General features: G+C 42.8%; 13 protein-coding genes. 7 read left to right on the top strand and 6 right to left on the bottom strand.

The features are described 5' to 3' along the window. Positions 1-293 precede the first annotated feature (293 nt). From AB0756_RS15705 to AB0756_RS15690, 4 genes are all read left to right on the top strand, one after another. Positions 294-5060 carry a PAS domain S-box protein gene (locus AB0756_RS15705; RefSeq protein WP_050046179.1) on the top strand — a complete coding sequence of 1589 codons (4767 nt, stop codon included), beginning with the start codon at positions 294-296 and terminating at the stop codon, positions 5058-5060. Positions 5061-5065: 5 nt separating this feature from the next. Continuing rightward, positions 5066-5212, top strand: a complete 147-nt coding sequence (locus tag AB0756_RS15700; RefSeq protein WP_408019886.1) for a PIN domain-containing protein — start codon at positions 5066-5068, stop codon at positions 5210-5212. Between the two features lie 569 nt (positions 5213-5781). After that, positions 5782-8139 carry a GAF domain-containing hybrid sensor histidine kinase/response regulator gene (locus tag AB0756_RS15695; RefSeq protein ID WP_082051827.1) on the top strand — a complete coding sequence of 786 codons (2358 nt, stop codon included), beginning with the start codon at positions 5782-5784 and terminating at the stop codon, positions 8137-8139. Between the two features lie 18 nt (positions 8140-8157). Then, complete coding sequence (locus AB0756_RS15690) at positions 8158-10575, top strand: hybrid sensor histidine kinase/response regulator (protein WP_038077174.1); 2418 nt, start codon at positions 8158-8160, stop codon at positions 10573-10575. A gap of 303 nt (positions 10576-10878) precedes the next feature. Here AB0756_RS15690 and AB0756_RS15685 read toward each other — a convergent pair whose 3' ends face one another. Next, entirely contained in the window at positions 10879-11829 is a 951-nt protein-coding gene (locus AB0756_RS15685; protein ID WP_038077173.1) for a cyclase family protein, read from the bottom strand. A gap of 101 nt (positions 11830-11930) precedes the next feature. On the opposite strand from AB0756_RS15685, the gene AB0756_RS15680 reads away from it, so the two are divergent. Beyond that, on the top strand, positions 11931-12128 hold the full coding sequence (locus AB0756_RS15680) for a hypothetical protein (RefSeq protein ID WP_050046181.1): 198 nt from the start codon (positions 11931-11933) through the stop codon (positions 12126-12128). A gap of 424 nt (positions 12129-12552) precedes the next feature. On the opposite strand, the gene AB0756_RS15675 is transcribed toward AB0756_RS15680, so the two are convergent. The 5 genes from AB0756_RS15675 to AB0756_RS15655 all read right to left on the bottom strand — a co-directional run bounded on the left by AB0756_RS15675 (position 12553) and on the right by AB0756_RS15655 (position 22537). Then, a complete protein-coding gene (locus tag AB0756_RS15675; protein WP_038077171.1) occupies positions 12553-13683 on the bottom strand; it encodes a hybrid sensor histidine kinase/response regulator in 1131 nt (376 codons plus the stop codon). Positions 13684-13793: 110 nt separating this feature from the next. Further along, a complete protein-coding gene (locus AB0756_RS15670; RefSeq protein WP_050046182.1) occupies positions 13794-17477 on the bottom strand; it encodes a PAS domain S-box protein in 3684 nt (1227 codons plus the stop codon). A 9-nt stretch (positions 17478-17486) separates the two neighbouring features. Beyond that, positions 17487-17972: a response regulator gene (locus AB0756_RS15665; protein ID WP_050046183.1), complete on the bottom strand. Its 486-nt coding sequence runs from the start codon at positions 17970-17972 to the stop codon at positions 17487-17489. A gap of 9 nt (positions 17973-17981) precedes the next feature. Further along, positions 17982-20252: an ATP-binding protein gene (locus AB0756_RS15660; protein WP_408019885.1), complete on the bottom strand. Its 2271-nt coding sequence runs from the start codon at positions 20250-20252 to the stop codon at positions 17982-17984. A 557-nt stretch (positions 20253-20809) separates the two neighbouring features. Continuing rightward, positions 20810-22537: a glycosyltransferase family 39 protein gene (locus tag AB0756_RS15655; protein ID WP_038077168.1), complete on the bottom strand. Its 1728-nt coding sequence runs from the start codon at positions 22535-22537 to the stop codon at positions 20810-20812. 157 nt (positions 22538-22694) lie between these two features. Between AB0756_RS15655 and AB0756_RS15650 the strand changes: the two genes are divergently transcribed. Together AB0756_RS15650 and AB0756_RS15645 are read left to right on the top strand one after the other, a co-directional pair. Then, on the top strand, positions 22695-25025 hold the full coding sequence (locus AB0756_RS15650; RefSeq protein ID WP_137986486.1) for an ATP-dependent helicase: 2331 nt from the start codon (positions 22695-22697) through the stop codon (positions 25023-25025). A gap of 44 nt (positions 25026-25069) precedes the next feature. Then, on the top strand, positions 25070-25798 hold the full coding sequence (locus AB0756_RS15645) for a hypothetical protein (RefSeq protein WP_038077167.1): 729 nt from the start codon (positions 25070-25072) through the stop codon (positions 25796-25798). The last annotated feature ends 230 nt before the right edge of the window (positions 25799-26028 follow it).

Genomic DNA, 26028 nt, shown 5'->3' with positions numbered 1-26028 from the left:
ATCCTACAGCATTTGTGGAGTCACAAAAAAGTCGTATAGCAATCCTATCTGATTTGTGAAAACATTTAATTATTGTAGTGCGGGCATTGCCCATTACATAAAAGCTTTTGTGCGGTATAGACCTACCTACGTGTATTTTAAAAATCAAATAGGAATCCTGTAGAATTCATAAAAAAGTTGTAGAATTTTCCTATAGGTGTACACACAAGCATCTACAGGAGTTTTTTATGCCTAAAAGCAAGCAAGATTGGACGCAAGCCAATCTGTTATCTATGTAATTTTGGATCTTAAGTATGTCAACTTATCGGACTGTTCTTGTGATTGCTGACTCTAACAAGAACGATAACAACTATAAGCAGCAATTACAGCAGGATCGGAATGTTGCATACAAAGTTCTCACAAAGCAGTACCACATCCCGATTCTGCCACTGTCTCAATTACAGCAGATTGATGGCATTCTCCTAGAAATTCAATTTCCCCATGCCAAGAGCATCAATCTGCTTCGTCAACTGAAGGAACAAATGGGCGATCGCTGCCCGCCGATCGTCGTAATTGGCAGTGGAGACACGAAGACTGCCGTCCATGCGTTCAAGAATGGAGCGGCAGATTATCTGGTCAGAGATCGGATAACTCCTGACGATTTGCGTCTGGCGATGCGGAGTGCTATCGAAAATGCGGAGTTACAACGGAAACTGCAACGCAGCCAGGAGCAGTTTCAAACATCGGTTGAGAATATGCTAGACTGCTTTGGCATCTTCTCAGCCATGCGAAATGAGTCAGGGCAAATTTTAGACTTTCGCATTGATTATCTCAATGGGGCGGCGTGTGAAAACAACCGTATGCCCAAAGAGATGCAGATCGGTCGAGGCTTATGTGAAATGCTGCCGGGACATCGCGAATTGGGTCTGTTTGACGAGTATTGTCAATTGGTTGAAACGGGAGAACCCTTAATCAAAGACTCGCTAATCTACGAGGACACCTATGGAGGTGAGCAGCGGTTAGGGCGGGTGTTTGATATTCGGGCGACCAAGTTGAATGATGGCTTTGTTGCCTCCTGGCGTGATGTCACCGATCGCAAGCGGTTGGAGTTAGAGTTGAGCCAGACGATAGCAGACCTACAACAGCAGCAGAATTACTTACAGCGGCTGATTGACACGGCTCCAATCGGCATTGGCATTGGCAGCGCAGACGGTAAGGTGAAGGTGATTAACAACGCCATGCTGCACCTGTACGGGCTAACGCGGGAAGAGTTTGAGCAACAGGAGATAAACTGGCGTAGCTTCATCCCGCCGGAGTACTCCGAACAAACAGACCGGGCGATGGCACAGATACAGGAGCAGGGCTTTGCTCCACCTGTGGAAAAGGAACTGCTCCGCCGTGATGGAACGCGCCTCCCAATCTGGATTAGCAGCACGCAGTGGATAGATGGCACTGGTGAACACGTCGCATTCGCTATCGATTTAAGCCAGCAAAAACAAGCGGAAGCCGCCATTCAACAACTCAACCAGGAGTTAACCAATCGGGTATCCGAAGTGCAAACGCTGTTGGACATGATTCCGGTAGGGATTGCGATCGCTACCGATTCAGCGTGTACTCAAATGCAAAGCAATGCCTACCTTCGGCACTTGCTCGGTGTCGAGCCTGGTAAAAATATCTCGAAGAGTGCGCCAGCCAGTGAGCAACCGACCTATCGAACCTTCCAAGATGGACAGGAAATCCCCCCTGAGAATTTGCCGATGCAAGTAGCTGGCTGCTTGGGTGTAGAAGTGCGCGATGTAGAGTTTGACATTCTGCTACCCGACGGCAGACTGCGCCAGCTTCTATGCAATGCAACTCCCCTAAGGAGCGATCGCAATCAAGTCAGGAGTGTCATCGGAGCTTTTTTAGATATCACAGACCGGAATCAAGATGCTGCCGCTCTCAAAGCCAGCCAACAGCGGTACCGAGAGTTAGCCGAAGCTATGCCCCAAATGATTTGGACGGCTGATGCAACCGGAATTGTTAACTATCGGAATCAACGCTGGTACGAATACACGGGGTTGAGTGAAGCGGAGTCGATAGGCATGGCGAGAGCTAACGCAGTTCACCCCGATGAACGCGATCGCGTCTTGATAAAATGGCACGAGGCGATCGCGAATGGAGAATCATTTGAAATTGAATGCCGCTTTCGCCGTTGGGATGGCGAGTATCAGTGGTTTATCTGCCGAGCTGTACCAACGCGAGATAATCAGGAACAGATTACAGGCTGGATTGGCACGATTACGAATATCGATAACCAGAAGCAATTAGAAGCAAGGCTGTTGAATGAAATTATTAACCATCAGCAAACCGAAATTGCCCTGCAACAAAACCAGGAACGGCTTGACCTGGCAATGGCAGCCGCTCAGATGGGTAGTTGGGATTGGGACATTCAGACGGGTAAGGTCAACTGGTCTACTAATTTAGAACGCCTGTTTGGCATGGCTCCCGGTAGTTTTGATGGGCAGTATGAAACCGTCAGGGCAATGATTCATCCCGACGATCTGCCTTGGATTGAGCAAGCTATTCATTGCGCTCAGTATGAACGGGAAGACTACAACATTGAGTTCCGCTTTATTAAGCCCGATGGAACAATGCGCTGGGCATTGGGTCTGGGACGCGTGTTCTATGACACCATCGGCAATCCAGTCAAGATGACTGGGGTAAATATGGATATTTCCGAGCGCAAACAGGTAGAAGCCGCCCTACAAGCCAGCGAAAAACGATTCCGTGACATGGCGGATAACGCTCCTGTCATGATTTGGGTAACCGATCCTACAGGTTACTGTACCTATCTCAATCAGAGTTGGTACGACTTCACCGCTCGAACCGAGGAGACCGGTCTGGGATTTGGCTGGCTCGATGCGTTACATCCCCAAGACCGTGAATCTTCCAAACATATTTTTTTGAGGGCAAATGAACGCCGTGAAGCGTTTCGATTGGAATATCGGTTGCGCCGCCAAGACGGTGTATATTGCTGGGCGATCGATGCGGCCAATCCCTGGTTTGGGGAAGATGGCGAGTTCAGAGGTTATATCGGTTCTGTGATTGATATTAGCGATCGCAAACAAGCTGAGGAAGCCTTGCGTGTTTCTGAAGAACGTTATCGCACTTTGTTTGAATCGATGAATGAAGGCTTTTGCGTTGCTGAAGTGCTGTTTGACGAGCAGAACACGCCAATCGATTACCGTTTGTTAGAAATCAACTCAGTTTTTGAGAAACACTCCGGTCTGAAAGACGCACAAGGCAAAACTGCCCGCGAACTGCACCCACAACTGGAACAGTACTGGATCGATCTCTATGGCAATGTTGTGCTGACCGGGGAACCCGTTCGCTATGAAAACTACTCCGAAGCATTGAATCGGTGGTTCGGTGTTTCTTCTTTTCGGATTGGAGCGCCAGAAAGTCGAAAAGTTGCCATTTTGTTTGAGGATATTAGCGATCGCAAACAAGTAGAAGCCGCCCTGCATGAAAGTGAGAACCGCTTGCGTCTGGCAATGGCGTCAGCCGAACTCGGAACGTGGGATTTTAACCCCATCACCAAAGTCTTGAAGTGGGACGAGCGGTGCAAAGCGATGTTTGGGCTACCACCTAGTGCTGAAATTACCTGGGACGTTTTCCTAGCAGGGTTGCATCCAGAGGATCGCGATCGCACTCATCAAGTTGTGCTGCGATCGTTCAATCCCGAAAGCGGCGGCGATTACGATATTGAGTACCGCACTGTGGGACTTGAAGATGGCATCGAACGATGGGTTGCAGCGAAGGGAAAAGCATTGTTCAACTCAGATGGAGTTGTGGTTCGCTTTATCGGTACCGTTCTCAACATTACAGAAAAAAAGCGGGCTGAGGCAGAGCGGGAACAATTGCTGCAACGCGAACAAGCTGCCAGAGCCGAAGCCGAACGCGCTAATCGGATTAAGGATGAATTTTTGGCGGTGCTGTCCCATGAATTGAGATCGCCGCTAAACCCAATTCTAGGCTGGACAAAGCTCCTGCAATCTCGCAAGTTGGACGAGGCTAAAACGGCTGAAGCCCTAGCCACAATCGAGCGGAATGTCAGATTACAGACACAACTCATTGATGACTTGCTCGATGTTGCCAAGATTCTACGTGGCAAACTCAGCTTGAATATGGCTTCTGTCAATCTATCCTTTGCGATTGAAGCGGCGATCGAAACCGTCAAAGTTGCTGCCGTTGCAAAGTCCATCACCCTGCATACCGTATTGCCCAACATCGGGCAAGTGTTTGGTGATACCGCTCGCCTGCAGCAAATTGTCTGGAACCTGTTGTCCAATGCGATTAAATTCACGCCTAACGGGGGACGGATAGACATTGTATTGGAGCGGATTGGCGATCGGGCACAACTTACCGTGAAAGACACGGGAATTGGCATCAGCTCGGACTTTCTGCCCCACATCTTTGAATCGTTTCGGCAAGAGGATGCTTCGATTACGCGCAAGTATGGAGGATTGGGGCTGGGCTTGGCAATTGTGCGTCAATTGGTTGAGGCTCACGGTGGCACGATCGCGGCTGGTAGTCCTGGTGAAGGATTAGGAGCAGCGTTTACCATCGAGTTCCCGTTGCTGAATATTGAACCAAAAATGCAGCAGCTAGACGAATTGCCCCAACCAGAACTCGATCTGACAGGAATTCGAGTCCTTGCCGTTGATGATGAACCGGATGCCCGCGAACTATTAACTGTATTACTTACCCAATATGGAGCAGAGGTTTTGATGGTTGCCTCTACCACAGAGGTACTGGCAAATTTAGCAACCTTTCAACCCGATGTGTTAGTTAGCGATATTGGAATGCCCGAAGTTGACGGCTACACTTTGATCCAACAGGTTCGTAGTTTGCCTCCCGAACAAGGGGGACAGATTCCTGCGATCGCATTGACAGCTTTTGCCAGAGAAACAGATCGCCAGCAAGCCATAGCTAGCGGTTATCAAGGGCACGTCACAAAGCCACTTGAGCCAGAACGGTTAGTTCAAGCTGTAGTCATACTTACACACAGTAACTCATTTGTAGAAACACATTACTAATGCAAATGCAAACGTGGGATAGTCAAGAATGTGCATATGATGTACCGATCGCAGCAACAGCACTAACTTATAATCACATTCTTGTAACATCTAACGAGAGAGAATTTCAAAGAGTACCTAGTTTGCAAATCGAGAATTGGCGTTCTTCTTAAATTATGCTCAAGCACAAGAAAGGGTAATTGGTGGGCGATCGCACATTGGTTAGCGGAATATGGAAGCTCGCCTACTCCCTTCGCGCTCGAAGATTTCTTAATTAAATGAACCGCAGAGGCGCAGAGGACACAGAGGAAAGAGGAGAAGAAGATCGGTAGTCTTATGGCGGAAAGGGAGTAACTTGCTTACCCAATATTGGGGAGATAGGTACAGCAAATTTCAACCTGGTGAAGTATAAAAATTACCCCCCTCTTTCCCTCCTTACCAAGGGGGGAAAGAGGGGGGTGTACCTCATGAGACGTATAATACCATTTCACCAAATGATTGCTACTGGAATTCCGCCAGTCCCCCCAAACATCCTAAGTGTTAATACTTATAAATGTGAGTATTTACTTTCAATAAGTTTACTTAAAATGACGTAATTTGAAGTTAAATTACGTCACTAGTGCATGGGCAATAAACTTGAAAGAAATTAGGTGTTATTGCCACACGTCAAACAGGAGGAGCGCTTGTGATTGATGCGGTGAAGACGGCTAAACCGGAAGATTGTCTGGCGGGCGGTGGGGAGATGGGAGCGCTGATGCGATCGCTTGATTGGTCAAAAACTCCCTTGGGTCCGGTCAGTAGTTGGCCCCAGAGCTTGCGTACTGCCGTGAGTATCCTCTTAGCCTCGCGCTTCCCCATGCTCATTCATTGGGGTCCGGAATTAGTCCAGTTTTACAACGACGGCTTCCGTCCCATCCTCGGTGACCTCAAGCATCCCGGAGCACTGGGACAGCCTGCGTATCCTTGGTGGACAGAAATCTGGGACGTTCTCACTCCCATGTTCGAGCGAGTCTTAGCAGGTGAAGGCACCTGGTACGAAAACCAGTTAATCCTCCCAAACCGCAATGGGTATATCGAGGAGACTTACTTCACCTTCTCCCACAGCCCCATCCGCGACGAGTCGGGTCGTGTAGCTGGCATTTTCCAGGCAGTTACCGAAACCACAGAACGAGTCATAGATGAACGACGCTTGCGGACGCTTCACGATCTGGTGACAAACACTGCTACGGCGCAACTGACAGAAGAAGCTTGTCGAATTGCCACAGAGACTTTAAGCCAGAATGCTGCGGATATTCCCTTTGCTCTACTTTACCTGTTGGATGAGAATGGGGCACAGGCGCGTTTAGCAGGAACAACCGGGCTCGAAGCGGGTACACCAGCCAGTCCTCTCGCCATTGATCTTAATACTCACGAGGAACCGGGAATGTGGCCTTTAGCAAGAGTCGCACGCACCGGACAAATCGAACAAGCAGACAATTTGGTGGCGCAATTTGGTTCCTTACCAGGTGGTCCTTGGCCGGAATCCCCTTCTACAGCCCTCGTTCTGCCCGTAGCACAGCCCGGTGTGACGCTACCTGCGGGTCTTTTAGTCGTTGGTATTAGCCCCCGCCGTGCGTTAAACGACACCTATCGCAGATTTTTAAGCTTGGTTGCAGGTCAGATAGCAACAGCGATCGCCAACACCCGCGCCCTAGAGATGGAACGCAAACGGGCTGAAGCGCTAGCAGAACTCGACCGAGCCAAAAGCCAGTTTTTGGCTAACATGAGTCACGAACTCCGCACTCCACTCAATGGGATTTTGGGTTATGCTCAAATCCTTAAAAAAGGTAAAACAATTACAGAACATCAAAAGAACGGTCTGAGCATTATTTATCAATGCGGCGAACACCTCCTCAACCTAATTAATGATGTTTTAGATATCTCAAAAATTGAAGCTAGGAAAATGGAACTTTATGCCAAAAATTTTCATTTTCCTGAATTTTTAGAAGGGATTGCGGAAATTTGTCGCATCCGTGCCGAACAAAAAGGTATAGAGTTAATTTACGAAACTCTCACCCCTATACCTAAAGCTATCCGAGCAGATGAAAAGCGTTTGCGGCAAATTTTAATTAACTTACTTGGAAATGCAGTTAAATTTACAGAACAAGGTTATGTTACTTTCAAAGTCGGCTATCATCAGGAAAGGTTTCGATTTCAAGTAGAAGATACAGGGATTGGTATTGCTCCGGAAAAATTAGAAGAAATCTTTTTACCATTTCAACAAGTAGGCGAGAAGAGTCGCGAGACTGAAGGCACGGGATTGGGATTGACAATTAGCCGTCAACTCGTTGAATTAATGGGTGGTGAATTGAAGGTAGAAAGTACACTAGGAAAAGGAAGTATTTTTTGGTTGGATTTAGATTTACCTGAAGTTGAATGGACTGATGTTTCTTATATAGAGGAAAACAATATCATTGGTTTTAAAGGCTCAAAGCGAAAAGTTTTGGTCGTAGATGATAAGTGGGCAAATCGTTCTGTGTTGGTCAATATGCTAGAGCCTTTAGGGTTTGAAGTTTTAGAAGCAACAGACGGCTTGGATAGTTTAAACAAAGCCTGTCAGTTCAAGCCAGATATCATTTTTATGGATTTGGTAATGCCTGTCATGGATGGATTTGAAGCTACCCGTCGCCTTAGGATGATGCCAGAGTTGGAAGGAGTTGTGGTCATTGCCATCTCAGCGAGTGTTTTTGATTTCGACCACCAACAAAGTCGCGAAGTCGGTTGCGACAGTTTCCTTCCCAAACCAGTCCGCGAAGCAGAGCTTCTAGAAAAACTACAAATATACTTGGGGTTGGAATGGGTTTATGAAGAAAACTCATACAGGCATACCACTAATGCACCCGTGACCGCTCAAGACCCTCTTGTGATTCCACCGACACAAGAAGTTTCTGCTTTACTCGATCTGGCGATGAGGGGAGACCTCAAAGGCATTATTCAAGAAACCACAAGACTTGAGGAGTTGAATCGGCAATGGGTACCGTTTGCCATACATCTGCGTCAACTGGCGAAAGGTTTTAAAGGAAAACAAATTCGAGAATTTTTAAAAAATCTTAAGGTTTAAAAATATTAAGAGGTTTCAATGAGTTTTAATAATACTGAAAAAGGTGTCATCTTGATTGTCGATGATACGCCTAATAATTTACAAATGTTGTTTGATTTTTTAGAAGATTCTGGTTTTAAAGTGGTGGTGGCGGAAGATGGCGAAAGTGCTCTTGAAATGGCAGAATATGCCCCTCCAGACCTGATTTTGTTAGATGTACTGATGCCGGGAATGGATGGTTTTGAAACTTGCCGTCGTTTGAAAAGCAATCAAAGCACTCAAGAGATTCCTATCATTTTCTTGACTGCAATCACCGATAAAGTAGATAAAGTTAAAGGATTGAAACTTGGGGCAGTAGATTACATCACCAAGCCTTTAGAGCATGAAGAAGTTTTAGCTCGTGTCAATATCCACATGCGCTTGCAAAACCTAACGAAAAGACTTACGGAGCAAAATCAACTTCTGGAAGTGGAGATTTTGGAGCGCAAGCGGATAGAGGCAGAACTCCGACGTCAAACAGATGAATTAACCGAGTGGAAAAACCGCTATGAAGCACTCATTCAGGCAAGCGGTCAGATACTCTACGACTGGAACCCTCATACTCATGAAGTCACTTATGGGGGCAACATAGAGCAGATATTAGGCTATACCTTAGATGAGATATCAGGAGATTTGAACGACTGGCAAGATCTCGTTCATCCCGAAGATAAAAACTTATTCGAGCGAGAAATTAATCACGTTGTATCTACAAAAAAGCCTTTATATCTGGTATTTCGCGTCCGTCGTAAAGATGGCACTTACATCACAGTTGAGGATAAAGGGTACTTTGTTTTAGACAGTGCGGGCAATATTGCTCGTATGGTTGGCTTTATTGTTGATATTACCGAGCGCAAACAAGCAGAAGAAGAGCGCGAGCAAGCAGAACAGAAAATCCACGAACAAGCAAAGCTGCTTGATATTACGACAGATGCGATTCTCGTGCGAAACTTAGATAACCAAATCCAATTGTTAGACAACCCAATTCGATTTTGGAACAAAGGAGCTGAACGTTTGTACGGATGGAAAGCAACAGAAGCGATCGGTAAAAACGCTAACGAGCTCATATACAAACACAAAACCATGAATCAACTTCAAGATATTCAAACAAGTTTGGCTGAGTGTGGTTCGTGGCAAGGTGAGTTATATCAACTGACCAAGGAAGGTAAGGAAATAATTGTTGCGAGCCGTTGGACTTTAGTCCGCAACGAATATGGGCAACCAATATCTATTCTGACAGTAAACACTGACATGACCGAGAAAAAACAACTTGAAGCACAGTTTCTCCGAGTTCAGCGTCTAGAGAGTATCGGTACTTTGGCAAGCGGTATTGCTCATGACCTCAACAATACTTTCACACCAATGCTACTGAGCGTTCAACTTTTAGAAAGAAAACTTTTGGATGAACACTCTCAGCAGTGGCTTTCGATTGTTAAAACAAATATCAAACGTGGGGCAAATTTAGTCAAACAAGTCCTGTCATTTGCACGCGGTATTGACGGTGAGCGTACATCCTTACAAATAGAGCCGATCGTTTCAGAAATTGAGCATATTATTAAACAGACATTTCCCAAAAGCATTGAAGTTCGCACCAATGCAACAGCACAAAACCTTTGGGCGATCGCAAGCAATGCAACTCAATTGCACCAAGTCTTAATGAATCTTTGCATTAATGCTCGTGATGCTATGCCTAATGGTGGTATTCTCGAAATTTCTGCCAAAAATATTTGGATTGATGGTCGTTATGCCCGAATGAATATTGAGGCTAAGGAGGGTTTATACGTTGTCATTACAGTATCCGATACAGGATGTGGAATGGAAAGGGAAATTCTTGAGCGAATTTTTGAACCATTTTTTACAACAAAAGAAGTAGGCAAAGGTACGGGTCTTGGTCTTTCAACTGTTATGGGTATTGTGAAAAGTCACGGCGGTTTTATTAACGTTTTTAGTGAGGTTGGAAAGGGAACCGAATTTCAAGTGTACTTGCCTGCAATGTTAACTAATCAAACAGATGTTTGTGTCACCCCTCATGATGAATTTTCGGTTGCGTTTGGACAGTTGATCCTCTTAGTTGATGATGAAGATGCCATTTGTGAGGTGACTAAAACTGTACTGGAAAGCTATGGATATCAGGTTTTAATTGCCAAGGATGGGATTGAAGCACTGACACTATATACGCAACATCAGCAAGAAATTAGTGTTGTGTTAATTGATATGATGATGCCATCTATGGATGGTTCAACTACGATTGGAGTGTTAAAAAAAATTAATCCACAGGTTAAAATTATCGGTGTCAGCGGGTTGGTTTGGTTTTCTCAGATGGCTCAAATCTTTGGTAACAGCATCACAACGTTTTTATCAAAGCCTTACACGTCAGATGAATTGTTGAAAAAGTTACAGTTTGTTCTCAAAACTCACTAGTACATAAAGGCAGAAGTCTGGAGGCAGTCGAGATGAAAAAATTTCATTGCCAACCATGAAACAGCTATCTTTACACAGCTGCCATCTGCCTTTTTCAAGGCATATCATGTCCGGTTAAAGACTTATCACTAAGGCAGATGGGGCGACAGGGAGATAGGGGGCTGGTTTTTCCGTGTTTGCACAGATCGTTCGATAGTAAGAATAACACCGTGCAAGCCCTCAATTTTGACTATTGCCCCGCGCATAATTGTTTAAAAATCCGATACGGTTCTCCCTGTATCACGACAATGACCGCGACTTAACTTATGACCGAGTCGGTTTGAGAACGCCATTAACATCGCGCTGAAGCCGATAGGGTTGTTTTGGCAAAGGAGCGCCAGGAGCTTCAGCGATCGATACACCATAAGACCAGTTAGATGGACAAATAGCAATATAACGAGCAAATCCCCCCGTACCTCCCTCTGGTTTGGCAAAACCGATAGCAACCAGAGCACCAGTTTCCGGTACGCGATCGAGATTGGCAACTCCTTCGGCTTGAGTATAGTGATTGCGTAGCAACCAAGCTTCCCCTTCTAAAGTTGGTGTTGTGTCCGTATCTAAAGGTTCGTGACCGTGAAATAAAATTTTGCGCTTTAAGTGCAAAAATTTGAGAGCATCCAAAGTGATTCCAGGAAAGGGCTTTTGATTGAATCGTGCAACATCAGACCACTTTTTATACCAGTCGGAACGAATCATCACCACTGAACCTTCTGGGATGGTGCCGTGTTTTTTTTCCCAAGCAAGAATATCCCCAACAGTTGCATGATAACCCGGTTCTACTTCCACTTTTTTATGGATATCAATGACAACCAACGGTCTAACGGCATAGGTAGGGGGGAGATCGCTGATAGTTGCACCGTACTCGTTCCAGTGAGCAGGGGGGTCAAGTTGCGTTCCATATTGGTCAGTAGGAAATTCGTATGCAGTCGCAATAAACCCATGCGTTTTATAAGTATACTCTTGTCCCGTTTGAATGTAGTTTGGTATGTCTGTTCCAGCTACAGTTGGTTTAAACTGAGCTTTCTTAAAGCCAGACCATACAGGGATAGTTGGATTAAATGCATGAGTGAGATCGACATATTTCGCAGTCTTTAAGGTATTGTTATAGATGTTCCAAAGCGTTGGTGTTTGAGATTTAGCTTGATGAATTGGAACAGATATTAAAGACACAAGGACAGCAACGATAGCAAAAATAGTTACAAATGTTTTTTTCATCGTCTTTTTATTGTTTTCACATAACCAACATTATGTAACAATCGTTTAATGAAATGATATAATATGGGAATTGTTCGCAAAGAATCTCTATCAAGTCAACGTTGTACGCTGTTGCTTATCGGGTGGTAGAACGTTCTGAACAACCGAGTTTGGATATTTGGTACGAAAGTTTTAACAGCGGTGATTTACTGCCAACCTTACCGCTTTGGTTAAGTGGGTGGTTTTGCTTACTTGTTGATTTAAATACAACTTACGATCGCACTTGTTGCAAACAAAGAATTCTCTTCAATCGAGTATGAAAGTTTCTAAAATACAGCAGATTTCAACTTGGTGAGGTACAAAAATTACCCCCCTCTGTCCCCCCTTACTAAGGGGGGATGAAAGGGGGGTGTACCTCATTCAGATGCAAAGCGCTGTATTTAGAAATTACAATATTTTTTCAGTTAACAAAACGCTCAATTTTCTTTATAAAAGTTAGCAGTTTTTCATACTTTAATTAAATAAAATGAGTCTTGTATTAAGAGGTAGCTCTTGTAGGGTGTGAATCCTACTTGCTCGTGTCATGCAAATAAAAGCAAGTTTTTAAAGAAATTTAAATTTTGTTATATTATTCCAATTTGAAAAAAGAATGCGACAGATAGTTGGTTACCCTCAAGACCGGGCAAAGCTTTCTCAATCCAAAATCTAAAATCCATGCTTGGTATTAAGCGTGCGTAGTTCAGCTTATTCGCGATCTTTGTCCTTAACGGGTAGCTTAACGACAAAAGTCGTACCCTGACCGACAATACTTTTAAAATTAATTGAACCTTCGTGCATATCCACACACTGCTTCACAATTGCCAATCCCAATCCCGTACCGGGAATTTTACCTACATTAAGAGCTCGTTGGAATGGTTCAAATAGGTTTGCATGCGCTTCTGGTGGAATTCCAATTCCTTCGTCCCGTACCTCAAAACAAATATTATCGTCTTCCCAGTACAAAATGAGCGATACTTCACCACCTTGTGGGGAGTATTTAATAGCGTTGGAAAGCAGATTATTCAGTAAGTGCCAGAGGAGTTTTTCATCAAGATAAGCAGTTCTTTGGTTACCTGTGACTAAAAACTTTATGGTATACTCGTTTCCTACTGTCATTTGCAAAGCTTCTACTTGTTCCCTGCAAAAGGAAATCAAATCCATAGGAACGGGTTCGTAGTGAATTTTTCCTGTTTCAGCTTGCCCTAATGTTAATATATCTTCTAACAAATACATTAAGTCTTCTGTAGCAGATTGAATGCGATTGAGTTGGTTTTCTTTGCTTTCTTGCGTCATTTTGTCGCCATAGTGTTTGAGTATTTCTGCACCAAGCCTAATTGTTGTTAGGGGATTGCGAAACTCATGGGCTGCCATATAAAGGTACTGAGATTTCTGTTGGGATTGAGACTGAGCAACGTGCTTATCTGTTTGAGCAGTAGACAATGCCTTTTGTACCTCAAATTCTGCTTGATGACGGGATATAGCAATCTCGATAGTCGTAGATAATATTCTTTCATCAAAGGGTTTTAAAATATAGCCAAAGGGTTGGGTGGCTTTCACTCTTTCTAAAGTAGCTCGATCTGCATTGGCAGTTAGATAGACAACAGGTACGTTAAAACGGGATTGGATTTGTTCGGAAGCTTCTACTCCATCGATTTCTCCAGCCAGTCGAATATCCATTAATACTAAATCGGGTTGCAGTGATTCGACCATTACAATAGCTTCTTCTCCTGTTGCAACCATAGTCGGTACAATATATCCCAAATACTCTAGTGTTTCTCTAAGATCGTCAGCAACAAGTTGTTCATCTTCAACAATTAGGATTTTGATAGAATTCATAGATTTTAGGGTTAGTGGTTAGTTGTTGGTTATTAGTGGTTAGCTGTTGGTTGTGAGTTGTTGGTTGTTAGTATAAATTACTAACAACCAACAACTAACTACCAATCAAATTAAGTTTTTAATATTGGAGAAAAAGTGATATGGAAAGCAGTGCCATTATTGCGCTCTAGAGTGAGAGTACCCTTGAGTTGCCTTGTTAAGTTATGCACGATCCTTAAACCTAAAGAATTGGTGTTACTCCAATCTAAGGACTCTGGAATACCAATACCACTATCACTAACTGTTAATGTAATGGTATTGTCTGTAGCAGATACCAAACAAATGGCAATTTCGCCACGTCTTCCTTTGGGAAAAGCATATTTGAGAGAGTTGGAAACCAGCTCGTTAATGAGTAGACCGCAAGGTATAGCAGTATCAAGGTTGAGCTTAATACCACCAGTTTCTATTGTGACTGCGATCGCTTTTTGACTGATACCATAGCATCGGAATAGGTTGTCTGTTAAACTCCGAATGTATTCCCCAAAATCAATTTGTGAAATTTCTGGTGATTGGTAAAGATGTTCGTGAATGAGTGCCATGGATTGCACTCGATTTTGGGATTCTTGGAATAACATCATGGTGGATTCATCCCGAGCGCGTCTCGATTGCATTCGCAGCAAGCTAGAAATAATTTGCAAATTATTTTTAACTCGGTGGTGAATTTCTTTTAACAAAGTTTCTTTTTCTTCTAGCGAATGTTCTAGTTGATCTACTGCTTGCTTGCGATCGCTAATATCTGTCACTCGTACTAAATTTCTCACAGTCCCCGCAATGCTGATTTGCTTAACAGCTAAATTTCCCCAAAATGAGTTGTTTTTAAGAGTTTTATATTCAATTTCTCGACTCCAAAATCCTTTTGTTTTAACTTCTTCTGTTAATTTTTCTAATTCTTCAAATGTCAGTGGATAGTGTTGTAATGTCCGGTCATTATCGTTAATCAGTTCTTCTTTACTAGATGCTTCAAACAAATTAATAGCACGACGATTGCAATCAATGATTCGGCGCGTATCCTCATCCACAAGAAAAATAGCATCAGCCGATTCATTGAAGATGGCTTCTCGGAGATCGCGACTGCGAAGAAGTTCTAACTCTGCTTGTTTGCGTTCTCTTAGGGCGGCTTGTCGCTCGCTAATATCTTGGCAAATACCTATACCACCAATAATATTTCCCTGTATATCCCTAACTACAGCAGTCGAAAGGCCGATATCAATTAACGATCCATCTTTTCGTTGACGCTGAGTTTCGATTTGGGTTAATCCCTGACCTGCAAAAGTTTGGCTTGCCAATTCACCAAATTTTTCCCGTTCCTTATCGGGTACAATTGGTAAAGACTTGCCAATGACTTCTTGTGCCTCCCAACCAAACAAACGCTCGCTCATGGGATTCCAAAGAACAATTTTGCCATGAATATCAACAAAATCAATCCCGACTGGCGCTGACTGAATAATTGCTTGCAATAAAGCATTGGTTTCTCGCATTTCCATCTCAGTTTGTTTGAGCAACGTGATGTCACGACTCATTAACAACACAGAAGATAAATCTCCATGAGAATTTCGCTCAGGCACCATTCGAGCTTGGTAGTGCTTCAAACCATTTAAACCATCAAGGCTAAACTCAATAAAATGCTCTTGGCCGGTTTCAAAAACTTGCTTGACTCCAAATTCTATCTGAGTGACTGTCTCCTCGGGAAATCCAAGTTCTTTAGTCGTTTTTCCAATAAATGCTTGCCTGAGCAAACCTGATGCTGCTTCTACAGCAGGATTGATATATAAATAACGGTAATTATGCTCAATTCGAGCTATAATATCAGGGGCATTTTCAAGCAAAGCCAAAAATTCCTGTTGGCGACGTTGGAGCTCTGTTTCCGTTCGTTTGCGTTCGGTAATGTCTTCGGCAAGACCGACGATACGTTGAATTGCACCTGCTGAATCTCGAACCTTGAAGCTTTGAGTGCGAATCCAACGAGTCTCTCCATCATCTCGAATAATACGATATTCTTGCTTAAATCCTTCAATATACTTATGCTCATCAAACGATTGCATAACTGTGTCTTTGTCTTCAGGATGGACAAGATTTAACCAAGACAAAGAGTTTTCATACATACTTGAGCAAGATCTGCCCCAAATTTCTTCATATGCTGGGCTAATATAAATTGTTTCGCTCAGATCGTGGTTATATATGAAGAAAACTTCGCCAATATTCTCGGCTAGTTGGCGAAACTTCTCTTCACTTCGCCGCAATTCATCTTCTACCCTTTGGCGTTCAGCTATTTCGCTTCTAAGGTTTATATTGGCTTGTGCTAAGTCATTGGTCCGTTGATGAACTCTTGCTTCTAATTCTTCATTGAGATCGCACAAAGCTTCCTCTGCTTGCTTGCGTTCTGTAATATCTCGCCCTTCAGGAAGTAACAAAACGACTTCTCCCATCTCGTTAAATATGGGTTTGATGGAAAAATCTATAGTCCTTTCAATACCTTGTGCATTGGGTAATGTCACTTCATATCGCACAAAATTGCCAACAGATGCTAGAGCGATCGCTCTTTGCAAACCTTTATAAACGCTAGGTAATGTCTTATTGCAAGATAATTCCCAAAAAGGTTGCCCTTTGAGATCCTCACGTTTAGCACCAAAAAATTCCAAAGATGCTTGGTTGAGTTCTAAGATTGCTCCTTTTGGAGTTAACAACCCAATCAATTGAAAAGTTTGTTCAAAAATTGCACGGAATTTCCGCTCGCTTTGCTGTAATTCTGCGGTTCGTTCTAGGACTTTAGCTTCTAGTTTTGCGTTGAGGCTTTGCAAGTTTTCGTAAAGTTCTGCCTGTTGAATTGCGATCGCTAACTGTACTGAGAGCTGCTCTAGCAAATCCATTTCCGATTGTTGCCATTGACGGGGATTTCCGCACTGATGGGCGATGAGCAAACCCCAAACGGGAGGTTCATTTCTGAGCAAACATCGATCGGCTTCTACAAGTTGAGTCCCTGAAAAAATTGGGACATAGAGATTGGCTCGAACTTGATAGTGTTCTAAAAGTTCTACATGACAATCAGATAATGCAGCTTGGCGTGTATCGTTAACTGCACCAGAATGACTGCGGTGATAACTTCCTCTTACACCCTGAAAACAACTATCTTCAACCCTGACATTCAAGCAACTTTTCCAACCAGTTACAACGGATTCTGCTACGATAGTGCCGCTCTTGTCGGGATGAAACTGGTAAACTATCACTCGGTCTGCTTTCAGAAAATCGCGAATTTCTTCTACTGCGGTATTGAGAACTATTTCCAAACTCAAGGATAAACGAATGCGGAGAGCAATTGCAGCAATCAATCGTTGCTGTTCTTGCTGTAAGTCCACTTGCTGCATGAGACGCACCCGTTCCATGACAGTATAGCTAGCACGGTAGAAAGTATCATCAGTGAGTTTTCCCTTAACTAGATAATCCTGTGCGCCACTTTTCATCGCCTGCACGGCAATGCTTTCATCACCTTGCCCTGTTAACATAATGACAGGCAAATAATTTCTATCAGTGGAAAGTTTTAATTCCTCAAGAAATTCCACCCCAGTTGCATCCGGTAGCATAAAGTCTACTAATATCAGATCGGGAATCCAAGACTTACAAATCTCAATTGCTTCCGCTGCTGATTCAAATTCCACAATTTTACACGTATAGCGTTTGTCGCGCTCTAGGAAGCGACGGTAAACTATGCGGTCTTCTTCACAATCGTCAATGATAAAAATGGTGCGTTGGCTATCCATATGTCATGTTTATTGCTGTATGGTATTGGGAAGAACAACGGTATCAAACCAGTAGTCCAAAAAATTCCGAATAGTTTTTCTCAAAGCTTCCACACCAATTGGTTTAAGCATATAGCAATTCACACCGTACTGATAGCAAGCTTCAATATCTTTGGGGCTAGAAGACGTAGTCAGTGCAATCACGGGAATACTTTTGAGCAAACGATCCTGTTTGATTTGTGCGATCGCTTCTCGTCCATCTGTTCCCGGTAAATTTAGATCTATCAAGATAAGTGCAGGACGGGGCGATAGAGTGGAATTGGCATACTCTCCTTGGCGGTACAGATAATCTAATGCATCATCACCATCACAAGTGCGATATACCGAGCAGACACAAGAAGCTTCTCGAAGCGCACGGGTGAATGCTGTAAAGTCCTCATCGCTATCTTCGACCACCAAAATGACGTAGTTATGGTAGGAGGTATTGAGAGATAATTGAGCAAATGATTTTTCCATAATTTCTGTTCACTTTGGCAACGTAAAGTAGAAAGTACTGCCTTGACTTTCAGCAGACTCAACCCAGATCTTTCCATTGTGTCGTTCGATGATTTTCTTAACAATAGTTAACCCTGCCCCTGTTCCCCCGCCATACTTACCGGGAGCATGCAATCGTTTGAAAATCCGAAAGATAGTTTCTAGATGTTTTTCACGAATGCCAATGCCATTATCCTTTACATAAAATGTCCATACGGGGAAGGTTTGTTCGTTAACCGAATCTAAATGCCCAATCTCTACCCATTTTTCAGGGCTTTCATTATATTTAAAGCCATTCCCAATCAAATTGATTAAGACTTCTTCCAGTAAAATGCGATCGCCCTTAATGACAGGCAAAGGTTTGGGAATTCGGATATTAATATTACTATTCCCCAAACTCATGCAAAATATTTCATTGACATTTTGTACCAATTCATTAAAGTCAATTAACTCCACGTTCAATTCTTGTCGTCCCAAACGGGAAAAGTGGAGTAGAGCATTAATCAAATCCTCCATCCGCTTTGTTAACCGCACCAACGTTTCTAATTTTGAGACACCAGGTTCATCTAAAATCTTGGCATAGTCTTCTAGTAAAAAGGTGGAGTAATTGTGAATACCTCGCAAAGGTTCTTTAAGATCGTGAGAAGCAATGTAGGAAAAAGCATCTAACTCATGATTGCTGCGTTCTAACTCCAAGTTAATTGCTGCCAATTCATCAGCTTTACGAAGTACAATCCCTACAATTGCACTTCTCAACTCAATTGCTCCATCAATGTCATAAGATTGCCAAGGTAAAGATGTTCCGTTGACCTGTTCCTGCCACAACTCAAAGGACTTACGCGGGCACAGAGTTATACTGCCATCAGGTGCTATTGTATTCACTGGTTGGGGATTTCCTGCCCAATTCACATATTGCAATCTTTCCGGGCGGAACCACAAAACATAATGATTGCGAATCCTAGCTATAGAAAGAGCTAACAATCCACTAGCTACCTCTTTAAAGTCTATTGCCTTTGGATAAAACTTGGATAAGGAATCAGTCACAAAAAGGTAATTCTGAAACTTGTCATCCAACCAAGAAATCAGCTCGTGAATAGCTGCTTCACTTGGAGTTTTACCAACAAGCGTCAAATGACCATCTGTACAGACTACAGCCCCTTCAGCATTAACAAGCTGTAGCAAACTAGCTCTGTCTTGGAATAGAGCCTCAGCAAAATCTTGTGATTGAGCCACTGTATCGATAAACTTAGTTTGGGCGAACTTTAACTGCAATTTGTATTCTAAATTTTCATTTTCTTCTTTAGAAGCGAGTTCTAAAGACATGACCTTTCCCAAAAACTCGCAAGCTGTTCTAATTTCATAGGAGACAAATCGCGGCGTTTGATGGTGACATGCGATTAAACCCCATAATTTCCCATCTTTTACAAGTGAAATTGACATGCTCGCCCCAACCCCCATATTTTTCAAATACTGGATATGGCAGGTGGAAACGCTTCTCAACACGCTATAGGTTAAATCGAGGTCGAGAGAATTTTGAATTTTGGAGACAATAGTTACAGGTTGGTAGTTGACATCTGCAATGAGCCGCAGGGGATTAAGGGTATACAAATATCTTGCATGGGAAGGTATATCAAGATCTGGGTATCGCAAGCCGAGGTATGATTCTATCTGTTCCGATTTATCTTCAGCAATCACTTCTCCACAACTGTTCTCATCAAACCGATAAACCATAACTCGGTCAAAACCTGTCATTCTCCTGATTTCTTTAACAATCACAGCGCTCAGCTCGCTCAGGTTTGAAACTTGTTGCATCTGAGTCAGTGCGTTTCGTGTCAGAGAGTAAAAATTAGAGAACCCAGTGCTCCCTTCACAACTACAGGGTTCTAACTCTAGAATCAAATAGTTTTGTGGCGAGCGATGAATAACTCCATTAAACAAGCAGGTCTTCCCATGACTGAAAACAGAAAGTTTCAAAGGATTAATATTTTCAAAGTTCTCTTGAAGACATCCTTCAATTGCAGCTATTTGTTCTTGTTTTACAAGTATGGATAAATACTGTCCTAAATACTCTTCTGCTGGCAATCCTAGCAATTTTTCCGTATTATTACTAATGTGCAGAATTTCCAAATCTGGTTCTGATAATACTAAAAAAAGACCGTGAGGCTGAATGGAACCGGGGCTATGAATTAGTTCACACTCATAATTCTCTAACTGAATATTCTGAACGGAAACAAAGCTTTGTACATTCATTGATATTTTCATTTTTTATAAATGGTAATTAGTGTAATAAAACCTGTTGAAAAAGATAATTTTTTCTAAAAATTATTCTTAGTATGTATTTTTTTTAAAAGGCTAATTTTAGTATACTTTTTTTAAAAAAATCCTAAATTTTCTTTACCTATCTTAAACATATTTTTTTTAAGTATTACTTTTGCCCTCAAATATTCTTAATCTTATAATTAATTACCTAATTATAGTATTTTATATTACACTATAGACCAGTATAAGTATAGAAAAATTAAACCTTTTTTAGAACAGGGTTTCTACTTAGCTATTGTTGACCTTTAAGTATAATAACCGTACATTTACTAAAATATTCAGTATTTTCTATTGAAGGGATATTGACCTTGACGATCGCAGGAAGGCACTTATACTCAAGGAAAGAAAAAGTTTTCCTTCCCTGCTAGCTGTGCTGTCTTTAATTTTCTCATGTTGACCGAGAGGGAGAGGGGTGGAAAGGAAGGGTTGCGCGTTTTCTGTGTATTAATGCGTCCCCCAATCTCCGCGTCTCTTCCTTAAAGACGGGCGGTAATCGGTCACTATCGATCGCAACGATATAACTGATAGGGAATACCAATACGGTAATGCTCTTTAGAATCAATATTGCAACTGATTTGAGGGGAAATTGCTACTTGAGTTGGATAATCTACCCGTTTCCGCCCAGGACCAATAATCCATAGATTAAGCTTATTGACGTCTAGTGCGGGAAGTTGAGACAGTTTTTGCCAAACAGAGGAAAAGTCGGGTGATTGCTTGAAAAATGCAAAATAGGATTTAGGGCATTGAGCATCGGGTATTGAGCATTGAGGTGAAGTTCTCATGTTTTGAGTTCTTATCGGTTCAAGTGCTAAAGCAAAGCTCAACCCTAAGGCAATATCTTGATAATTTCTATATGCCATAACAACCATGAGAGAACTAGAAGGATCTTGATTCATATTCTTTGCAACTTGCTCTGGTTGAAAAGGTTTTTGAAAAACGAAGTTGGAAACAACGAAAACACTACAAATAATACCGACAAAAAAACAAATTAAGAGCGGAGAAACAATCATGTATTTTTTTTTACTTCTTATTCTTTGTTCATATTTCTCTTTTTGAGAAAGACTTGCAGCTAGTAAAGCGCACCACCCAGGATAGTAAACAAAACTATACCTTGGAACGTTGGTAATATCTTTTCCCAAGAAATAGGCAATGGCAAAAAATTCTAACAACACGCAACCAGAAAAAGCGAACAGAACTAATGTGCTTGTTTGCACTGATGGTACAGACAACAGTCGTTTAAAACCGAGTAAGAGTTGCCAACTTATCCAAAAGGTGAAAGACACCATGAGCAACCCAGATATCAATACAATTGGGAGGGGCTGATTTTCGACTGGTAAAGCAATGAGCATTAATACCCAGTTGAGGAGAGTTTGAAACAGAGGAGCTATATTTTGAGGAGGTGCTATCCAGTCAGTTTCAGAACGATTGAAATGAGAAAACACGATCGCCAACCAGGGCAAGAAACTCAACACAACTCCACTGGAATAGAGAAAGATAGCCACCCACGTTTGATATTGATTGGCTATTTTTGTCCTTTGCCAATACATTAACAAAAGCAGCGTTACAATTTGGGCGATAAAGGCAAGAGCAAAAAAGTAATGCACGTAAAGACCGATAGCATTCACAATTGCCCACCCAGCCCAAACAAAGAACCGCACTGTTTGATGCTTTTCTATATCTTGTTGAATTTTTACCAGTCCCAGTAAAGCTAAAGTGATGAGAAACATGGGCAAGGTGTAGTGCCGTGCTTCTTGGGAAAGGTAGACAGCAAAGGGAGAAACAGCCATCAATGCAGCTGCGACTAATCCAGCCAACGGAGAGAAAGCGACACGATTGACATAATATATTGCGACAATAGCACCAACACCAAATAAGGCGGATGGCGATCGCAACTTTGCTACCCACTCTTCTCCTAATGGAGCCAGCCAACCCAACCAAGTATACATTCCACAGAAAAAAAGTGGTGGATGAGTGGACTCGGTAGCGACAGTTTTGGTAATTTCAAAACAACTCTGCCCCGGTTGAAAGGCAAACATTGTTGGCAAATTTTGAAGCGGAAAGGCCTTATCTAAAGGAAAATTGCCGTAATTCTTCCCCAAGCTAAAGATAGCAGTGATAACTTCATCCATCCATAGGGGTTTTAAATCCAAATGCCAAAAGCGCAAGAAAGTCCCCAAGAATATTACTGCAATCAAACACAGATAATGTAGGAATTTACGATTTACCATAAATATTAAGGGCTAATAGCTAATGGCTAATTGCTAATTGTTTCTGCTATTAGCCATTAGCTATTAGCAATTAGCCATCTCAAATTCTAGTTAGTAGGACATTCAATTGACAGATACTGTGCCTCAAGATTCTAACTTTATAGAAGTATATGCTGAAATGCCCGTGTCTTCCCTGCGGGATACAGCCATCACGCGTATCCGCAACAGTCTTCGTCCCGGACAGCAACAAATGGCAGACTGGAGATCGGGTCCGTTGGCAATTTCAGCAGTTCCTGGAGCTGGTAAATCAACAGGGATGGCAGCTGCAGCTGCCATTGCAATTGCACGTCAGTACGAACGTTCTGCGGAATTACGCAAAAAATCGCGCAGTCAACTGATTGTTGTTACCTTTACTCGCTCGGCGGCAGCAAACATTAAAGCTAAAATCCGGGAATACTTACGTAAAGATTTATCTTTACCCCAGACAGGCTTTGTTGTGCATACACTCCACGGTCTTGCACTCAACATTGCCACCCGCTACCCCGATTTGTCAGGGTTGCAGTTAGAAAACGTGACTTTAATCACTCCAAACCAAAGTCACCGTTTTATCCGTACTGCTGTAGAACAATGGATTTCCAACCATCCGGGCCAGTATTCTCGCTTAATAGAAGGTACGCAATTTGACGGAGAAGAAACAGAAAGACTGCGGCGTCAATCCGTATTGCGGACAGAAGTGCTACCGGATTTAGCAATGACTGCAATTCATGAAGCAAAAAGTTCCGGTTTGTTGCCAGAAGATTTACACGAGTTAAGCAACAAGACAAAAGATGAGTATGGAATTTTAAGCATTGCTGCTGGGTTATACGACCAATATCAAAATTTGATGCGTTCTCGTGACTTTATTGATTATGATGATATGATTTTAGCCGCCTTGCGGGTTTTAGAAAACGAAAGCGCCCGCAAGATAGAGCAAAATCAAGTTTTTGCAGTTTTTGAAGATGAAGCCCAAGATTCTAGCCCCTTGCAAACGGAACTTTTAACAATTCTTGCAGCTGACCCCAACAATCCCAATCAACCACCAAACCTGATCCGTGTTGGCGATCCCAACCAAGCCATTAACTCTACGTTTACCCCAGCCGATCCGATTTATTTTCGGCAATTCTGTGAGGAGTGCAGCTTGCAAGAACGACTTGCAACGATGGATCGAGCCGGTCGCAGTACCAGAATTATTATTGAAGCTGCTAATTTTGTTCTGCAATGGGTGAACCGTTATTCGTCAGTTGATAATGACAAAGGACAATTGACAGCTGACAAAAGACAATTACCCTTTCGCCATCAAATCATTCACCCAGTTAACCCTGACGATCCTCAAGCAAATGCCAATCCGGAACGCATCGGAAAGGGACTAGAAATTCATACTCCTCGCGACATCCATCATACAGTTGAGTTGTTGTCTGACAGAATTGTCGATCTCTTTTCCCAAGATCCAACGCATGGGAGTGCAGCCATTTTAGTTCGAGAAAACCGTCAGGGACGGTGGTTGGCTGAAGCATTGGCTCCTATCTGCAAACTCTATAAAATTACACTTTATGATGTTGGCGAACAGGAACGCCGTTCTCACGTACCTGTGGAAATTCTAGCCCTGCTGCAATTTTGCGATCGCCCCCATTCTCCAGACTACCTGAAAGCAGCCCTAGAAGTATTTGTCCAAAGGCGACTGATTGAAACACAAGACTTAAATGCTCTTGCAACTTTACCCGAAGAATTTTTGTATCCCGGTCCTTTAGCAGCACCCCAATCAGAAACCGTACAAAAAGCTGCACGGTTGTGCCGCAGTTTACTTCGGGCGCGGTTGGAACTGCCTTTGTATCATCTGATTTCTTTTTTTGCTCTAGCACTGAATTACGACCAAGCAGAACTCGCAACTGCTGACAAATTAGCAGAAAGAATTAACCAACAAATTGCAGGTCATGCTTCCATGGGTATGATGCTAAACGCACTCAGTGAAATCGTTAGTTCCGAACGATTTGAACCTGTGGAAACAGAAGATTCAGAAGCTCGCTACACCCGTCGCGGTCAACTGACAATCATTACCATGCACAAAGCCAAGGGCTTGGATTGGGACTACGTGTTTATACCTTTTCTCCATGAAAATTTAATTCCAGGTAGATTTTGGGTTCCGCCTCAAAGCCAGTTTTTAGGAGATTTTACCCTCTCGGAAGTGGCTCGCGCTCAAATTCGTGCGGCTCTCCACGATGAATCTACTTTACCTGATGTTACCACGGCTTGGGAACAAGCCAAACACCTAAAAACTGCCGAGGAGTACCGCTTGCTCTATGTTGCCATGACACGGGCAAAGCGATTGTTATGGATGTCTGCGTCAAAAAAAGCACCCTTTACTTGGAGTAAACCAGAAAATTTACAAGACCAAGCACCTTGTCCCGTGTTTGCGCCATTGAAACGTCAATTTCGCGATTGCGTTATACCAATGGCAACAATACCTAAGTAAAATCGTCTGAAAAACAAACAGTTTAAAACATTCACTTTTACAATATGAAATCTCTAAATCACTTTTATCGTGTCCTTCAAGTTCCTAAGGGTGCTGTTTTAACGCTCTTGTTAACCAGTTTGCTCTTTTGGGGGAATGTGGGCCATTCTACGGCAAACGCTACCGCACAACAAGTCAGTAGCGATCGCAAAGTCGCCCAGCTCGCTCAAAATACCAACCAGCAATCCAACGTTCTACCGAAACGAATTGCAAACATTATCTTGCGCGATGCTTCCAAGCGTTCTAACATAGCAATACGCAATCTACAGGTAACAAAAGCAACAGCAAAAACGTTTAGCAATCCGTGCATATTTAAGTTTGGTGAGGTTTGCACTAGAGAATTTAAACCCGTTGAGGGTTGGGAAGTTAACGTACAACTCAAGAACGATTCCTGGACTTATCATGTCGATAAATCTGGTTCGCAAGTTGTTTTAGATCCTAAAGTCAGTGCATCTCAACCCACTGCAATGCCAAAAGCGTTAGAAAATCCGATCTTGCGTGATGCTTCACGGCGTTCCAAAATACCAGTTGCTCAATTAAAAATTACCCAAGCCACTCAAAAAACCTTTGGCAATCCCTGTGAATTTAAGTTTGGAGAAATTTGTACAAAGGAATTCAATCCTATCAAAGGCTGGGAAGCAGTTGTAGCGGTTGGTTCCCAATCTTGGACTTACCATATCAATGAATCTGGTTCGGAAGTTGTTTTAGATCCTAAAGTCGCTATTAGTCCTTAATCATCAGTAAGAGAAAATTCCTATACTGCTATTTCCCAATCTTCTAACCGTAATTTAGGAACACGGCTAAACTCACGGGTGTTATGAGTCACTAAAATTAGATGATTGGCGATCGCAACTGCGGCGATTTTGTTGGTCATTAGGTCCAGAAATAGCCTAGTACATGAAGGCAGAAGTACGCCCGCTACTAGGGCAGAAGGCGCAAACGCTTGTTACTAAATCTTTTCTCT

It is taken from the genome of Tolypothrix campylonemoides VB511288_2 (assembly GCF_045999855.1).
In the GTDB taxonomy this organism is placed as follows: domain Bacteria; phylum Cyanobacteriota; class Cyanobacteriia; order Cyanobacteriales; family Nostocaceae; genus Scytonema; species Scytonema bouteillei_A.
This window is presented reverse-complemented; position numbering and strand designations above follow the sequence as displayed.

Coding starts and splice junctions, on each gene's coding strand:
- AB0756_RS15660 (WP_408019885.1), bottom strand. CDS start 20,252: ATGAAAATATCAATGAATGTACAAAGCTTTGTTTCCGTTCAGAATATT.
- AB0756_RS15695 (WP_082051827.1), top strand. CDS start 5,782: ATGGGAGCGCTGATGCGATCGCTTGATTGGTCAAAAACTCCCTTGGGT.
- AB0756_RS15655 (WP_038077168.1), bottom strand. CDS start 22,537: ATGGTAAATCGTAAATTCCTACATTATCTGTGTTTGATTGCAGTAATA.
- AB0756_RS15685 (WP_038077173.1), bottom strand. CDS start 11,829: ATGAAAAAAACATTTGTAACTATTTTTGCTATCGTTGCTGTCCTTGTG.
- AB0756_RS15645 (WP_038077167.1), top strand. CDS start 25,070: ATGAAATCTCTAAATCACTTTTATCGTGTCCTTCAAGTTCCTAAGGGT.
- AB0756_RS15665 (WP_050046183.1), bottom strand. CDS start 17,972: ATGGAAAAATCATTTGCTCAATTATCTCTCAATACCTCCTACCATAAC.
- AB0756_RS15670 (WP_050046182.1), bottom strand. CDS start 17,477: ATGGATAGCCAACGCACCATTTTTATCATTGACGATTGTGAAGAAGAC.
- AB0756_RS15705 (WP_050046179.1), top strand. CDS start 294: ATGTCAACTTATCGGACTGTTCTTGTGATTGCTGACTCTAACAAGAAC.
- AB0756_RS15650 (WP_137986486.1), top strand. CDS start 22,695: ATGCCCGTGTCTTCCCTGCGGGATACAGCCATCACGCGTATCCGCAAC.
- AB0756_RS15690 (WP_038077174.1), top strand. CDS start 8,158: ATGAGTTTTAATAATACTGAAAAAGGTGTCATCTTGATTGTCGATGAT.
- AB0756_RS15700 (WP_408019886.1), top strand. CDS start 5,066: ATGCAAACGTGGGATAGTCAAGAATGTGCATATGATGTACCGATCGCA.
- AB0756_RS15675 (WP_038077171.1), bottom strand. CDS start 13,683: ATGAATTCTATCAAAATCCTAATTGTTGAAGATGAACAACTTGTTGCT.